The organism is Thiomonas sp. 13-64-67, assembly GCF_002282795.1.
Taxonomy (GTDB): domain Bacteria; phylum Pseudomonadota; class Gammaproteobacteria; order Burkholderiales; family Burkholderiaceae_C; genus Thiomonas; species Thiomonas arsenitoxydans.
In genome coordinates this window covers 25,214-39,631 of sequence record NZ_NCKP01000004.1, presented here as the reverse complement: position 1 = coordinate 39,631, position 14,418 = coordinate 25,214, and the positions used below count along the sequence as shown (strand labels likewise).

Below are 14,418 nucleotides of genomic sequence, written 5' to 3'. Positions count from 1 at the left end.
CGGTTTTATTTCCATGCGCATCCTGAGCTGGTTTTTGCGGTTGGTGGTCTTCCTGCTTTTGTTCGGTCTGGCGCTGAACAATCTGGAGACCGTCACCCTGCACCTGCTGTTCGGCACCGAGTGGCGCACGCCCATGATCGTGCTGCTGCTCGTGGTGTTCGCCCTGGGCGCGGTGCTGGGCGCGCTGGCGCTGCTGCCTTCGTGGATGCGGCACCGAAAACAGGTCCGGCTGGCGCGCAACAGTGAGCCGCCGCCCAAACCGTCTGCTGCCACCGCCGTCGCTCCGGCCGATTTCCCGCAGCATCCGATCGACAGGCCGATCGATGGAGTTTGATCTTTGGTGGCTGCTGATCCTGCCCCTGATGTTCGCGCTGGGGTGGCTGGCGGCGCGCGTGGACCTGCGGCAGGTGGGCAAGGAGCGCGCCCTGCGGCGTGATGCCCCGCAGGCTTACTACCGCGGTCTCAACCACTTGCTCAACGAGCAGCAGGACAAGGCCATCGACGCCTTCATCGAAGCCATGACCGCCGATCCCGATACCGTCGATCTGCACTTTGCGCTGGGCAATCTGTTTCGCCGCCGTGGGGAATATGAGCGCGCGGTGCGGGTACACCAGAACCTGCTCGCCCGCGCCGACTTGCCGCGCGAAGCGCGTGAACGCGCGCAACTTGCCCTGGCGCAGGATTTTTTCAAGGCCGGGCTGCTCGACCGCGCCGAATCCGCCTACGAAGATCTGCGCCGCAGCGTCTATGCCTCGCAGGCGCTGACGGCGCTGCTGCAGATCAGTGAGCGCACCCAAGATTGGAACAAGGCCATTGCGCGTGCCGGCGAACTGGAGCTGCGCGCCACCGGCGCCTATCAGCGGCAAATTGCGCAGTATTGGTGCGAGCTGGCCGTGCAACATCACGCAGCAGGGCGGGCGCAGGAAGCTCAGCAGTCGCTCGACGCCGCGCTGCAGGCGGCGCCTCAGGGCGTGCGGCCGCGCTTGCTGCGCGCACAGTGGGCGCAGCAGCACGGTGAACTGGAATCGGCTTTGCGCATACTGGAATCCATCGATCTGGTGCAGCCTGAATTCATTGCGCTGGCGGCGGTGCAGATCGCCCAACTGCGCCAGCAGCTCGGGCAGGTGGCCGAAGGGCTGATGTGGCTGCGTCAGCGTTTGCAGCAGACCCCGGCCATCGACCTGCTCGACGCCGTGCTGCTGCTCGACCCCGATCCCGCCTCGCAGGCCCGGTGCGCGCAGGACTATCTGCAGTCGCATCGCAGCCTGCTGGCACTCAAGCGCGTGCTCGAACACCCCATGCCCGGCGCCACCGTGCCCGAAGCGGCAGCCGCCATGCAGGGCGCGGTGGACAATGCCTTGCGCAGTCGCCAGCGCTACCGCTGCGCGGCCTGCGGCTTCGAGGCGCGGCAATATTTCTGGCACTGTCCAGGCTGTCAGGGGTGGGAGACTTACCCGCCGCGCCGCCTGGAAGAACTCTCCCTTCTCGGATCATGAACGCAGAACAACTCGCCCAATCTCGTGTGCTCATCGTCGGTGACGTCATGCTCGACCGTTACTGGTTCGGTTCGACCGATCGCATTTCTCCCGAGGCGCCGGTGCCCGTGGTGCGCGTGCAGCGCGACGAAGACCGCGTGGGCGGCGCGGCCAATGTGGCGCTCAACGCCGCCGTGCTGGGCGCGCAGGCCACGCTGCTGTCGGTGGTCGGGGCGGACGAGCCGGGCCGCAAGCTGGTCACGCTGCTGGTCGATACCCCCATCCGCAACGCCATGCGGCAAGACCCCACGCTCAAGACCACGGTCAAGCTCAGGGTGGTGTCGCGCCAGCAGCAGCTTATCCGTCTGGATTTCGAGCACAAGCCTGATCACGAAGTGCTCGCCGCGATGATGGAGCGCTACGAGCAGGAACTGGCCTTCCACGACGTGGTGCTGCTGTCGGACTATGGCAAAGGCGGCCTCGAACACCTCGACCAGATGATGAATCTGGCGCGCACCCAGGGCAAGACCATTCTGGTCGATCCCAAGGGCCGCGACTACAGCCGTTACGCCGGCGCCACCCTGCTGACGCCCAACCGCGCCGAGCTGGCGCAAGTGGTGGGCGACTGGAGCAGTGAGCAAGACCTCACCGCGCGTGCGCAGGGCCTGCGCAAAAAGCTCAGCCTCAAGGCGCTGTTGCTGACGCGCTCGGAAGAAGGCATGAGTCTGTATACCGAGACCGGTGAACTGCATATTCCCACCGAGGCCAAAGAGGTGTATGACGTTTCAGGAGCGGGCGACACGGTAATTGCCACAGTGGCCGTGATGCTCGGCGCAGGGCTTTCCATGGAAGACGCGGTGCGCATGGCCAACCGGGCGGCGGGCATTGTGGTCGGCAAGTTGGGTACCGCCAGCGTGACGCCGAAGGAACTTTGGGGAACGACATGAGAGTCATCGTCACCGGTGCGGCCGGTTTCATCGGCAGCAATCTCGTCAAAGGGCTCAATGCCCGCGGCATTACCGAAGTGATCGCGGTGGACAACCTCACCCGCGGCGACAAGTTTCACAATCTGGTGGACTTGCAGATCTGCGACTACATCGACAAGACGGTGTTCTTCGAGCAGTTCGCCAGCGGCCACTACGGCAAGGTCGAGGCCGTGTTTCACCAGGGCGCCTGTTCCGACACCATGGAACACGATGGCCGCTACATGCTCGACAACAACTACCGCAGCAGCCGCATGCTGCTCGACGCCGGTCAGAAGCAGGGCGTGCGCCTGCTCTATGCGTCCAGCGCCGCCACCTACGGCGCCAGCAGCGTGTTTCGCGAGTCGCCCGAGTTCGAGCGCCCGCTCAACGTCTATGGCTACTCCAAGATGTTGTTCGATCAGGTCGTGCGGCGCGTGCTGCCGCATGCCACAACGCAGATCGCGGGCTTTCGCTATTTCAACGTGTACGGCCCGCGCGAACAGCACAAGGGACGCATGGCGTCGGTGGCGTTTCATCACTTCAACCAATACCGCGAACACGGCCAGGTCAAGCTGTTTGGCGAATATCAGGGCTACGGCCCCGGGTTGCAGGAACGCGATTTCGTCTGGGTCGACGATGTCGTGGCCGTCAATCTCTGGTTTTTCGATCACCCGGGCAAGAGCGGTATTTTCAACCTCGGCTCGGGTCGTGCGCAGCCGTTCAACGATGTGGCGCAAACTGTGGTCAACACCCTGCGGCAGCAGGCGGGGCAACCGGCCTTGAGCTTGGCGGAATTGGTGGATTGCGGCGAGATTGCCTACATTCCTTTTCCCGATGCGCTGGTCGGCAAATACCAATGCCACACCCAGGCCGACCTTAGCCATTTGCGCGCGGCGGGCTGCACCCATCACTTCGCCACGGTGGAAGAAGGCACCGCGCAATACATGCGCGCGCTGCTTGCCGCGGCCTGATCAACTCCGCTGCGCTTGTCGTGCGGCGTCGTGCAGCATCACCAGTAAAAGCCCCATGCCCGCGAGCATCACCACTGCTGTGATGACCAGCGCGCCGCGGTAGCTCCCTGTTTGCGCGGCAATCGAACCGGCCATTGCCGGGGCGACAATTTGTGCCACGCCGTAGCTCAAAGTCAGCCGGGCCATGGCCTTGGCGGGGTTGTCGGGAAAGCTGCGGCCGATCAGCGTGAGCGTGAGACTGACGATGCCCACGAACGTGCCGCCGTACAGCACGGCGCTGAGCAGATTCAGCGGCAGATTGAGCGTCATCGCGGGCAGGATGATGGAGACGGTCTGCAGCCCGAACGCCAGCAGCAAGGCCTGGAGGTCGCCCATGCTGCGCGCCAGCCGATCCCATACAAAGCTCGACGGCGCCGCGGCAAGCCCCACGATCACCCAGACCCAGCCGCCCTTGTCCGCCAGCGCCGGCAGTTTGTCGAGAATGGCGACGATGAAGGTCGCGCTGATCACATAGCCGAAACCGGCGCAGAAATAGACGGCGATGAACAAAGCCATCCAGCGCCTCGGGGGCGGAACGACAGCGGTTTTTGCACCAGCGCCCCCCAAGGGCCCGGATGCTGCGGGCGAGGGCAGCCATAGCCAAGCGGGCACGAAAAACACCAGACCGAGCAAGCCCAGCCCCACCCATTGCTGCGCCCAGCCGAGCCGATCCATCATGGCGCCAACGGCCAGACCCGAGACCACGACGCCCAGCCCCAGCCCGGTGAAATGCAGACCCAGCTCGGGCCGGTGACCGTGGCGGATCAGCCAGTTCAACGCCAGGCCCGAGGCCAGCAGCAGCCCCGCCGTACTCGACAGCCCGGAGACAAACCGCAGCACCGCCCAGACAGCGGTGTTGTCGGTGAAGCCCAGTGCGGCGGTCGTCACCACGGCCAGCACCAGCCCGATGCGATACATCACGAACTTCTGCCGCAAATTGCCCACCGCCGCGGCAATGAGTGCGCCGGTGATGTAACCGGCGTAATTGAAGGTCGCCAGCCAGCCCGCTGCCAGGGTGGTGAGACCGGCCTCGCGGTGCATCACCGGCAGCATGGGGGTGTAGGCAAAGCGCGCGAGCCCCACCGTGAGGATGAGGGCGCAGATGCCTGCGAACAGCACACGCAGGCGCGCGCCGTTGCTGGCGGTCGGGAGGGGGGATTGGCGGGTTGGCATGAAGGGGCGCAGAGCTTGCAGCGCTCGTAGCGCTCGCAGCAGATGCTATCCCCAGCCCCCTGCAAGCGGCTTACATCAGCACATGTTCGCCGGCATTGTTCTGGCCGAGGATGATGTAGTTGACCTTGCGGATGTCGGCGAGTTGCGTGCCCCCGGCATAGGAAATGGAGCTTTGCAGGTCTTCTTCCATTTCGCGCAGGGTGTCGGCCAGGCGGCCCTTGAGCGGCTCCAGAATGCGTTTGCCCTCGACGTTTCGGTAGGCGCCCTTGTTGTATTCGGAGGCGCTGCCGTAATACTCCTTGAACAACTGGCCATCGACTTCCACAATCTTGCCTGGCGACTCTTCGTGGCCTGCCAGCATCGAGCCGATCATCACCATGCTGGCGCCGAAGCGCACGCTCTTGGCGATGTCGCCATGTTCGCGGATGCCGCCGTCGGCGATGATGGGTTTGGTCGCCACTCGCGCACACCACTTCAGCGCCGAGAGCTGCCATCCGCCGGTGCCGAAGCCGGTTTTCATGCGAGTGATGCACACCTTGCCCGGGCCGATGCCCACCTTGGTCGCATCGGCGCCCCAGGCTTCGAGATCGATCACCGCCTCGGGCGTGCCGATATTGCCGGCGATGACGAAAGCTTGCGGCAGCTTGTGTTTGATGTGCGCGATCATGCGCCGTACGCTGTCGGCATGACCGTGGGCGATGTCGATGGTGATGTAGTCGGCGCCCGTGCCCTCGGCGGCGAGTTGGTCGATGAGCGCCTTGTCGTCTTCCTTGACGCCCAGCGAGATCGAGATGAACAAATCGGCATCGCGCATCTGGCGGGCGAAGGCCGCCACGTCCACATCGAAGCGGTGCATCACATAAAAGTAGCCATTGGCCGCCAGCCAGCGACAGACGTTGGCATCGACCACGGTTTTCATATTGGCCGGCACCACCGGCAGGCGAAAGCGCCGTCCGCCAAACTCGGTCGACGGGTCGCACTGGCTGCGGCTCTCCACCCGGCACTTGCGCGGCAACAGCAGAATGTTGTCGTAGTCGAAGATGTCCATCAAAGTCTCCAGAAGCGGCGCACGTTGGCAGCGCGCACAAAAAACCGGGCGGCAAGAAATTCGCGGCCCGGTGACTCATTCTAGGCCGATGCACATCGCTTCGGCACCCTAGAATTCCGCAATGCCTGCCCTCATCCAACAACTCAATCCCGAGCAGCACGCCGCTGTCACCCTGCCTGCTGAAAATGCCCTGATCCTCGCCGGCGCCGGGAGCGGCAAAACGCGGGTGCTCACCACGCGCATTGCCTGGTTGATTTCCACCGGGCAAGTCACGCCCGCGGGCATTCTGGCCGTGACCTTCACCAACAAGGCGGCGAAGGAAATGATGGCGCGGTTGTCGGCGCAACTGCCCATTCCGGTGCGGGGTATGTGGATCGGCACTTTTCACGGTCTGTGCAACCGCTTTCTGCGGGCGCACTGGCGCGAGGCCGGGTTGCCGCAGACTTTTCAGATTCTCGACATCCAGGATCAGCTCGCCAGCATCAAACGGCTGCTCAAGGCGCTGAATGTGGACGATGAACGCCACCCGCCCAAGCAGGTGCAATGGTTCATCAACGGCGCCAAAGATCAGGGTCTGCGTCCGGGTGATGTGGAAGCGCGCGATCCGCAAAGCCGACAACTGGCCGAGATCTACCTGGCCTACGAGGCCCAATGCACGCGCGACGGCGTGGCCGATTTTGCCGAGTTGCTGCTGCGCTCCTACGAGATTCTGCGCGACAACGCCGCCATCCGTTCGCATTACCGCCAGCGCTTCCGGCACATCCTGGTGGACGAGTTTCAGGACACCAACCGCCTGCAATACCAGTGGCTCAAACTGCTCGCCGGACCGGAGGACGCGCAGGGCGCTTGCGTCTTTGCCGTGGGCGACGACGATCAGAGCATCTATGCCTTTCGCGGGGCGCATGCCGGCAATATGGACGACTACCAGCGCGAGTTTCGTGTCCGTCACCTCATCAAGCTGGAGCGCAATTACCGCTCGCACGGCCACATTCTCGACAGCGCCAACACCCTGATCGCCAACAACGCCCGCCGCCTGGGCAAGAACCTGCGCACCGAGGCCGGTGCGGGCGAACGGGTACGCGTGTTCGAGGCGCCGAGCGACTATGCCGAAGCCCAGTGGTTGATCGAGGAAATCCGGCAATTGCTGCGCGAGGGGCTCGTGCACAGCGAGATCGCCGTGCTGTATCGCGCCAACGCGCTATCGCGGGTCATCGAAGGGGCGCTGTTCAATGCCGGCCTGCCTTACCGCGTGTATGGCGGTCTGCGGTTTTTCGAGCGAGCGGAGGTCAAGCATGCGCTGGCCTACCTGCGCCTGCTCGACAACCCGCAGGACGACACCGCCTTCCTGCGCGTGGTCAACTTCCCGGCGCGCGGCATTGGCGCGCGCACTCTGGAGCAGTTGCAAGACGCCGCCCGTCTGCGCGCCACGCCGCTGAGCGAAGCCGTGGACGCCCTCGGGGGGCGTGGTGCAGCCAGCCTGCAGGCCTTTCTCGATCTGGTCGCGCAGATGCGCTTTCAGACCGCCGCGATGAGCCTGCCCGAACTGGTGCGCCATGTGCTCGAAGCCAGCGGCCTCAACGCCCACTACCGCGAGGAACGAGAGGGTCAGGAGCGGCTGGAAAACTTGGAGGAACTGGTCAACGCCGCTGCCGCCTTCGTCACCCAGGAAGGCTTTGGCCTGCAAGCGACGGCGCAGCAGCGTCAGGCGCTTGGAGCCGCGCCCGGCAGCTTCGCCGCCACAGACGGCATCGATCCGGCCACCGGCGAAACCCTCTCGCCGCTGACCGCCTTTCTCACCCACGCCGCGCTCGAAGCCGGCGACAACCAGGCGCAGAACGGACAGGACGCCATTCAGATGATGACCGTCCACGCAGCCAAGGGACTGGAGTTCGACGCCGTGTTCATTACCGGGCTGGAGGAGGGTCTGTTCCCGCACGAAAACGCGCTGAGCGAAACCGATGGTGTGGAAGAAGAGCGTCGGCTGATGTATGTGGCCATCACCCGCGCGCGCAAGCGTCTCTACCTCAGTCTGGCCCAGACCCGCATGCTCCACGGCCAGACGCGCTACAACCTGCGCAGCCGGTTCTTTGACGAACTTCCGGCCGAATCGCTCAAGTGGCTCAGCGCCAAACAGCCGGGGTTCGGCGGCGGTTTCGGAGCCGATCAGCACAGCAGTTGGAGTTACACCCCGAAAGTATCGGTGCCGTCATTCACGCCCGCGACTTCCAACGCAGGATCACCCTTAAGCACTGGGTTTTCTCCGGCAGGCGTTAGGGGGTCGAGTCAGCCCGGAGCGCGTTCGCATGGCCTGCGAATTGGGCAAGCCGTGTTTCACAACAAATTCGGTGAGGGCGTCGTGCTCAGCTTGGAAGGGAACGGTGAAGACGCCAGAGCCCAAGTCAAGTTCAACCGCCACGGCGCCAAGTGGCTCGCGCTGAACATCGCCAAACTCACGCCAGTGAATTAGGGACAGTCTGCACAACTGCTTGCATGAGGCGGCTGAACCAGCCGCCTCATGCAAGGTTTTCGACCGCTAAGCGCTGACATGCCCTGTTTTCGGCCTGGAAAATAAAAAGGCCTCACAGCAAAAGCTGTAAGGCCTTGATTCTTCTCTGTATTCTGTGGCTCCTCGACCTGGGCTCGAACCAGGGACCTACGGATTAACAGGCCCTGCTGACCCTCTGCGAGACGCGATACTACGCCAAAACACACGCGCAGATGAAGCATTTTCGGGGGGTAGAGATTAAAAAAGGGAGGCCGGTGCGCCCGCACCGCCTCCCCACTCCGCTGCGCCTGGTAGCCACAAAGCCACGCGGCGGAGGTACTGCAAAAACATCAGGCCGTGAGAGCATCCTTCATAACCGCGAAGCTCTCGGCGTGCCGCACAGCGACATCGATGGTCTGCATGGCGCGGATTTGCACCGCGCCCGCCTCATAAGCGCCAGACGCATAGGGGTTCGGCAGAATTTCGAGCACGCCCCATTCGCCGATCAGCAGGTCAGACCAGTTGCCGAAGATTACAGCACTGCACACGCCGGTCGCTGTGCCTTTGGTCAGGTTGGACGGCACGTTGTTGCTGAATGCAGCGCGATAGCCCAGGATGCTGAACCCAGCATCGCCCGATGCGGTGGAGCCAGGCACGGAGGCAGCGGGCGCGCTGTTTTCGTTCATGCCGCCTCGCCCGGCCCACAGGTATTCGCCCGTGGTGGACTTGAGGCGGGAGAGCGCACCCAGCACGGCCGGGTTACTCAGGAAGCCCAGCGCGCCAGAGTCGGCATTGGCTGCGGCAACGACCGTGGAAAGCTCGATCAGGTGGTCGAAGGTCACAGCCGCGCCGTTGGCGCCGCCCTCCACACTGCCCACACCGCCCAGACTGAGCAGACCGAGCGGCTGCGCTGCAGTACCCGTGCCTGCGATGGCGGCGGAATCGATGGCGATGGCGATTTGCTGCACCATGTCGCCGCGCACCAGCATTTCAGCATCGGGCGTGCCTTGCATCAACAAATTGCGGCTCAACACGCCGATGCTGCCGACCGTTTTCGGGCGCAGCGACACCACGTCGAAACCGCCTGTACTGGCCGTCAGCGCTTGGCCCTCGGTAATCCACTGCGCGGCGCCTGCGGCGGTGCGGCGGGGAATGTCGACATTGCCCACCAGGCCAGAGAGCACGGTGGCGCCGAGCTGCATGACGCGGCACTTGTTGCGCAACAAATCGATGAAATTGCCGCCGAGCAGGTTGGTGGCAACCAATGAACCGCCAGCTGCGCCGGTCAGTGTGTTGTAGTCGCGGCGCTGCGGCACCAGCATTTCCAGCGGAATGAACACGCCTGCCGTATCGCGGCCAATACGCTTGGCGATGGCGCGGGATGCTTCGCGTTCAAGTCCTGCGCCCGCCCAATCGTGGCTCGCTGCGGCCAGGATGGCGCGACTCAGCGAGTAACGATTGCGGTCGCTGGCCGAGAAGTCCAGAGAGGAACCGAACTCGGCCAATTGTTGAAGTTCGGCGCTGCGACGTTGCTGGCGCTCACCATCCGCGATGAGTTTTTCCAGGATGATGCCGCGCACCTCGTCAATGGACAGGCCGCGCTGGATCATGTCGCGCTTGGTCTCCGAAGGGACTTTGTGCGTAACGCACAGCGCCTCGATTTCGGCAATGCGCGCGCGCTCCATCTCGACGGCGCTGCGCTGATTGTCTGCATCGGCGGCCAAAGCGCGGCGCGCGGAGCGGGACAAAAGAGTGGTGTCTTCAGTGGTGTTCATGGTGGAATAGCTCCGAAAAAAGCCCGCGTTCGGGTCAGCCGGGACAGCCACGGCGCTCACCTCCAGCGGTTTGAATGGGAATCGCAGGGTCTTGCCATCGCCTTGCGCCACGGGCGGGCCCGCGTACTCATAGCCGATGGAAACGCTGCGCAGAATGCCGTCTTGCACGTCCTGCAGCACCGCCTGCGCGCGCTGCGAATTGCCGAACCGTGCGACACCGCGCAGCTTGCGGCCATCGGTGCGCAATTGATCGACCACGCCAATTGGCAGACCGCTGGCGTCGTGCGCCTCGATCAGGGGCAGCGGAGCCCGTGACAGGTCAATCGATGCAGGGGAGTGGTCGAGCACTTCCAAAAAATCGCCCCGATCCACGGGGGTATCAGTGGAGAGTGTCACAGGGACGGTTCGGCTTTTCAGGTCGGGCTTGCCCAGGGCAAGCTCACGGGTTCGCAGGGTCATGGGGCGGCGCTCCAGTTGGTATCGCGCTGCAGCGGCCACAAAAAAGGCGACGGCCAGCAGCAAACGCAAACAGGCCCAAGGGCCTCTCGTCGTTTCCGCCAGTCGTCGCCTTGCGACGCTCCCACCTTCGCGAAGGTTCGCCGGTCAATCGACAGCGCGAAGCTATGTCGATCTCCAGGGCGAGCCCGCATGCAAAAGCTCGAAACAGGTTTAAGCATAGCGCGCAAGATATGACTCTGCAATAGTTTTCAGGCCGGGCGCAGGTTGGCTGCAGGGAGGTTTTGTAGTGGCTGGCGCGCAAGCGCTTCCAGATCGTCAGCGATGCGCTGCAGGATGTCCGCCCATTGATCGAAGTCGGTCGGGGTGTAGAGAATCCATCGGCTCTCGCTGGGGTCGTCTGCCCGCCTGAGAATGCCGCCCGTCTGCAGGGCCTCGCTGCGCAGAAACCAAAGACCGGCCGGGCTGCACCAGACCCGGCACGGCGCGGATTGCAGGAATTGCGGCACAGGAACCGGCGGCATGGCCGGGGGGTGTTCATTCATCGTCGGGTTCATCATCGGGCTCCGCAGGGTTGATGGCCGTTTTCAGCCGGGAAATGCCCGCACCCTCCCGGCCGGTATCGCGCAGCGTGGAAACGATTCCCAGCAGGCGAACCAGATCGGGGGAGGCGGGCGCAAAGGGGTCGGCAAACAGGCGCAGCCAGTGCACCACGGCGTCGAGCAGATCGACGGCGGGCAGCCGCACCAGGGCAGCTCGATAAGCTTCAAGCTGTTTCAGCAGCTCGCCCTGCTGCGCGGCCAGCTCAGCGGCCGAGCCTTCGTGAAACTCCACATCGGCGCGGGCTTGGTCGAGCGCCTGTTCGAGTTGCGCCACGCGGGCGCGCAGGTCGAGGACTTCGCGCACCACGGGCGCCAGGGCGGCGGCGCGCAGGCGTTCGGGGTGGTGGGCAATGAGTTGTCGCATGGCGCTGGCCGCGCTGACCCGGCCGTCCGGGTCGAGGTGCAGCTTTCCGCCGTGCACCCATTGCGAGACAGACTGACGGCTCACACGGAGCATGCGCGCCAGGTCTGCGGGACGCAGCCGAACCTGCGCCGCGTCAAGCGCGGGCGCATCCGGGAACAGCCCGGCAAAAGCGCCATTCGTTTTCTCTATCGCGTCAATATCAGTCATAGTGTCAGCCTGTGGAGTTGTTGCCTATGAAAAGTCAGCACACACACCCGGTTTTCCGCGCCGTTTCGCACCCGTATGGGCTGTGGCCGGGGAGTACCTTTTGCGGCGCGCAACAAACTCGGCGATCTGGCCGGTTTTGGTGGGAGAGGGGGAGTTGGTGGGATGATTCCCAGCTATCCGTTGTATGTTTTTCACTCTGGTTTCTCCTGCGCTTGGTTAGAAATGACCCCACCAACTCCATCTCTCCCACCAAGATGTCGAGGTTCAACCATCCATCGAACAGATCCCGCATACAGCGCGCCGCGCTTGAAGGCCAGCCCAGACACTATGCGCCCCGCGTGAGACTGCAGATACTTGCCCAGGCGCAGCGCCGAGAGTTCACCACTGCGGTCGCCAGCCACTTCGGCGATGGCGTCGCGCAGCTCGAAGTCGGCAGCGGCCGCGCGGTCGATAGCGCGCCCGATCACATCCCGCAGCGCCTGCGGCCGGTTGCTGAAGTGGGCATGCCAAGCCGAGAGCAGCCCCATCAGCGCCACGCGGGCGGGGTCGTCTTCGCGGGTCGCATCCAAGGCGTCAAGGGGGTCGGGATAACCTGCCCAGACCAGCGGGCCGCGCACGGCCTGACTCCATTCAACAAAGCGCCAGGGCTTCAGCGCGGGCTTATCTGAGGCGACGGCATAGGCGCGCAGGAAGGTCAGCATCGCGGCCAGCAGGCGCGGGCGTTCACGCTCCACCCAAGCCAGCAGATCACGGCTGAAAGCGCGGTTCTCCGGGTGTTCCACGCGCGCGTCGAGGTGACAGGGCAGCACACGCTGCGCCACATCGCCCACGGGCTGCGCGTTGTTGCCGGTTATGGCAATCGTTGCCGTGGTCGGCACTTCCAAGGTGCGAGAAAATCCCAGCACGCGCTCGCGCATCGTCGCTGAGGTCGAGACAATGCACAGTCCATCCGACTTGAAGCGCCCGTTTACGTTGTCGAGCAGCAGGGCCGATTGCCCATCGGCCAGCGCAGCAAACAGGGTTTTGCGCAGCTCGCCATCATCGGGTGGAAAGGCTTGTATCGCCGGATCATGCCCCAGTACCAGGCGCGGCCAGGCGGTCGCCAGCAGGGTCTTGCCGGTGGCCGGGGTGGTCGCCGAGAACAGGAATAGCGGCGCCATGTCCAGCATGCGACGCTGCAGCAGGGTGAACCCATAGGCCAGCGCCACGGCTTTGTCCACCCCGCCTACGAAGGGGAATTCGCTCACCACTTCAGCCACTTGTTCCAGCGCGTCGAGCCCCTGCTGGCGCGTCGGCTGATCGGGGATGGCTGGCACTTTCAAGCGTCCAAAGTCGAGCAGCAGGCCCGTGCGGTCGTCATAGCCTGATCGGCCCATGACGCGCCCGTCTGCCGGGTTGAAGGTCGGGTGCGGAATGACGCCAGTGAGCACGGGCAGCGACTCGCCCCCGCTCGATAGCAGCGACGCAGCCAGGCCCGGCGGCGGATTGCACGGCGCCAGCGCACCATCCTTGCGCCGCCGAGAAAAGCTGAACAACCTCGCCAGCTCGGTCTGCATGCGCGGCACGTCGAGCGGCCGCACCACAAGCGAGCCGGAAGCGCCTCGGTAGTGCGAGCGCGGGCTGGCCGCGGCGGCGCGCTCGACGGTCACAATTTCCGTGCTGCGGCGAAACAGCGCGGGCGGTTTCAGCGCGGCGAACCCGGCCAGGCAGGCGTCCACCAGCTCGGCCAGGTTGTCCTCGCCTGCGACAAAGTTTCGCGCCATGTCGGGGGTGTTGTCGGGCGCTTGCGCGGACTCCACCAGCGCGCGGATTTTTTCGGGGATCGGGTCACTACTCATGGCCTGCATACATCCTCGCGACGTCGTTTAAGTCTCCGCAACCCGCATCGGGCCACACCAGCCGCACACAGCGTCCAGCGGCAAGCCAGCGGGCTGAGCATTCCTTGGCGGCAGCCTCGCCAGCCGGGTCGGCATCGACACCGATCACCAGTTCGGGTACACCGCGCAGCACGGGCAGCGCGGCTAGGTTTCCAGCATCGATGGCTGCCCACACCGGCAGGTCGGCATGCGCCAGGCTCAGCGCGGTTTCGATGCCCTCGCAGATGCCCAGCGGTTGCCCGCGTTCCATCGGGAAGAGCCGGATCACGCCGCCTGCCTTACGGTGGCCTGCGGCCAGCAGGCGGGGGGTTTCTAGCGGCGCCTTCTCGCCACTGGCGAGCACCCAGGTTCGGTGCAAGCTGATCGGCTGGCCGGTGCGCGCATCCGTGACCAGCGCCACCAGGCCGGGGCCTGTGTAACCGCTGGGGTGTTGCAAGGCCGGGTTGCAGCGCAGGTGTGAACCTTCGGGCGGAATGCGGCACGCACGCGCCTGGAGATAGGCGAGTGCAGCGCCGTGCAGAGGCTGCGCTGCAGCCCATTCGCGGGCTGCCCAGGGCGCAAGTCCATCGCGATGCGGGGTCGGCTTGGCGGGCTTGCTGCGCGGCGCAGCGGGCTGTGTTTCGCGTCCTGCAGCGCCAGACCATCCGCAGCGGTGGCAACGCCAGACCACGCGGCCGTCGCCCTCGCGCCGCACGGCCAGCGCCTTGTCCTTTGGCCCTCGGTCGCATTGCGGGCAGGACAGACGGTTTTCACCGATGCGCAGTTCGGCAATATCGAAGGGTGGCGCCGCGGTCATGGCAAGTCCCAAAAGCTGACCAGGTGACCGCGCGGCTCATAAATCCGACAGGTCAAAGGCCCGGGCTTTACCGAAAACCGCCCCCCGCGGAATTGAAAGTGCCCCCGGCCATAGTCGCGCGCGGTGGCGATCAAATCCCGCATTTCGGGGCAGTTCGCAAGGCCGCGCGGGTCGGCAGTCAGATA

12 protein-coding genes are annotated in these 14,418 nt (G+C 64.6%); 5 read left to right on the top strand and 7 right to left on the bottom strand.

From position 1 onward, the window contains the following. Positions 1-13 precede the first annotated feature (13 nt). The 4 genes from B7X30_RS01865 to rfaD are packed head-to-tail and all read left to right on the top strand — an operon-like array spanning position 14 to position 3,411. On the top strand, positions 14-334 hold the full coding sequence (locus B7X30_RS01865; RefSeq protein ID WP_013105326.1) for a LapA family protein: 321 nt from the start codon (positions 14-16) through the stop codon (positions 332-334). After that, a complete protein-coding gene (gene lapB / locus B7X30_RS01860; protein WP_013105327.1) occupies positions 324-1,496 on the top strand; it encodes a lipopolysaccharide assembly protein LapB in 1,173 nt (390 codons plus the stop codon). The genes B7X30_RS01865 and lapB overlap by 11 nt, the downstream gene beginning before the upstream one ends. Next, a complete protein-coding gene (rfaE1, locus tag B7X30_RS01855) occupies positions 1,493-2,422 on the top strand; it encodes a D-glycero-beta-D-manno-heptose-7-phosphate kinase (RefSeq protein ID WP_286728755.1) in 930 nt (309 codons plus the stop codon). The genes lapB and rfaE1 overlap by 4 nt, the downstream gene beginning before the upstream one ends. Next, the gene (rfaD, locus tag B7X30_RS01850; RefSeq protein WP_286728754.1) at positions 2,419-3,411 is read left to right on the top strand and encodes an ADP-glyceromanno-heptose 6-epimerase; all 993 of its coding nucleotides are present in this window, start codon (positions 2,419-2,421) and stop codon (positions 3,409-3,411) included. Before rfaE1 ends, rfaD begins: the two co-directional genes overlap by 4 nt. Here rfaD and B7X30_RS01845 read toward each other — a convergent pair whose 3' ends face one another. Together B7X30_RS01845 and B7X30_RS01840 are read right to left on the bottom strand one after the other, a co-directional pair. Continuing rightward, positions 3,412-4,623, bottom strand: coding sequence for a YbfB/YjiJ family MFS transporter (locus B7X30_RS01845; protein WP_286728753.1), 1,212 nt, complete (start codon positions 4,621-4,623; stop codon positions 3,412-3,414). A gap of 70 nt (positions 4,624-4,693) precedes the next feature. After that, positions 4,694-5,671: a GMP reductase gene (locus tag B7X30_RS01840; protein ID WP_013105331.1), complete on the bottom strand. Its 978-nt coding sequence runs from the start codon at positions 5,669-5,671 to the stop codon at positions 4,694-4,696. A gap of 121 nt (positions 5,672-5,792) precedes the next feature. Between B7X30_RS01840 and B7X30_RS01835 the strand changes: the two genes are divergently transcribed. Continuing rightward, positions 5,793-8,138, top strand: a complete 2,346-nt coding sequence (locus B7X30_RS01835) for a UvrD-helicase domain-containing protein (RefSeq protein WP_286728752.1) — start codon at positions 5,793-5,795, stop codon at positions 8,136-8,138. A 368-nt stretch (positions 8,139-8,506) separates the two neighbouring features. Here the strand turns inward: B7X30_RS01835 and B7X30_RS01830 are convergent, their stop codons facing one another. From B7X30_RS01830 to B7X30_RS01810, 5 genes are all read right to left on the bottom strand, one after another. Continuing rightward, positions 8,507-10,390: a phage major capsid protein gene (locus tag B7X30_RS01830; RefSeq protein WP_286728751.1), complete on the bottom strand. Its 1,884-nt coding sequence runs from the start codon at positions 10,388-10,390 to the stop codon at positions 8,507-8,509. 248 nt (positions 10,391-10,638) lie between these two features. Beyond that, positions 10,639-10,932, bottom strand: coding sequence for a hypothetical protein (locus B7X30_RS01825; protein ID WP_286728750.1), 294 nt, complete (start codon positions 10,930-10,932; stop codon positions 10,639-10,641). Continuing rightward, the gene (locus B7X30_RS01820; protein WP_286728749.1) at positions 10,925-11,560 is read right to left on the bottom strand and encodes a hypothetical protein; all 636 of its coding nucleotides are present in this window, start codon (positions 11,558-11,560) and stop codon (positions 10,925-10,927) included. The genes B7X30_RS01825 and B7X30_RS01820 overlap by 8 nt, the downstream gene beginning before the upstream one ends. A 191-nt stretch (positions 11,561-11,751) precedes the next feature. Beyond that, entirely contained in the window at positions 11,752-13,398 is a 1,647-nt protein-coding gene (locus B7X30_RS01815) for a hypothetical protein (protein WP_286728748.1), read from the bottom strand. Beyond that, positions 13,391-14,233, bottom strand: a complete 843-nt coding sequence (locus B7X30_RS01810; protein ID WP_286728747.1) for a toprim domain-containing protein — start codon at positions 14,231-14,233, stop codon at positions 13,391-13,393. The genes B7X30_RS01815 and B7X30_RS01810 overlap by 8 nt, the downstream gene beginning before the upstream one ends. Positions 14,234-14,418 lie beyond the last annotated feature (185 nt).